This window comes from Shinella daejeonensis (genome assembly GCF_024281235.1).
Classification (GTDB): Bacteria; Pseudomonadota; Alphaproteobacteria; order Rhizobiales; family Rhizobiaceae; genus Shinella; species Shinella daejeonensis.
Genome location: NZ_JAHWXY010000037.1, coordinates 1 through 509, shown reverse-complemented (window position 1 = coordinate 509; position 509 = coordinate 1). Strand labels below are relative to the sequence as shown.

General features: G+C 69.0%; 1 protein-coding gene. It reads right to left on the bottom strand.

Annotated features, from left to right (window positions below; translation table 11 throughout):
- On the bottom strand, positions 1–509 hold a 509-nt coding region (locus KYK29_RS22415), incomplete at both ends, for a type IV secretory system conjugative DNA transfer family protein (protein ID WP_254693081.1).

The following is a 509-nucleotide window of genomic DNA, read 5'->3' as shown; positions in this document are numbered from 1 at the left end:
CGCGCCACCATCCTCATGCGCTGGCGCATGGCGCGGGCCTTGGCCGCGTCAACGTCCGGCTCGTCGTCCAGAAACTCGAACTCCTGTTCGGGGGATGGCGGCGGGGCGACGATTTCCTCATGCTCGGGCAATTCCGGCTCGCGGCGGATGCCCGCATTGGCCGGATCGCCTTCGGCCTCGCTTCCGCACGTCGCGGAACGGCTTTCCGCCGCGACCACGCGGCCGGACCAATCATCGGCGGATGGGCTGGGCGCCAGCGGAGCGGCGACCAGATCGGGCGGGGTCAGGATGCGTTCCTGCAATCGCGCATCCTCGAAATAGCGCGCCTTGATGGCGCGGATCGGCGGCGTGCCCGCGACCATGACGATTTCGTCGGTGGGTGGAAGCTGCATGATTTCGCCCGGCGTGAGCAGCGGCCGGGCGGTCTCCTGCCGGGACACCATCAAGTGACCTAACCACGGGGCTAGGCGGTGCCCTGCGTAGTTGGTGGAGTCGCGCAGCTCGGTCGC